Below are 254 nucleotides of genomic sequence, written 5' to 3'. Positions count from 1 at the left end.
CAGCGCCGCCGCCGGCCGCCATCCGGTGGACGTCAGCGACAACGTGCTGCAGGTGCTCAACGCCACCCTGCGGCGCGACATGCTGCCGTTCGGCTCGGCGTTTCCCAGCCCGTCGCTGCTGCCGTACGGCAGGCTGGCGAAATTCATGGCCGCCACCGTGCAGCAGCTGGACCCGTGGGGTTCCATCGACGACCTCAGCCCGGGCGACGCAGCCTTGCGCCGCGCCATCGCCCTGCGCTACCTGGCCGACGGGC

At 72.4% G+C, this 254-nt stretch carries 1 pseudogene; it reads left to right on the top strand.

The window, feature by feature from the left end:
• A pseudogene (locus tag SB751_RS33060) lies at window positions 1-254 on the top strand (PLP-dependent aminotransferase family protein); the annotation flags it as partial.

It is taken from the genome of Cupriavidus sp. SIMBA_020, assembly GCF_046535395.1.
GTDB classification, from domain to species: domain Bacteria; phylum Pseudomonadota; class Gammaproteobacteria; order Burkholderiales; family Burkholderiaceae; genus Cupriavidus; species Cupriavidus campinensis.
This window is presented reverse-complemented; position numbering and strand designations above follow the sequence as displayed.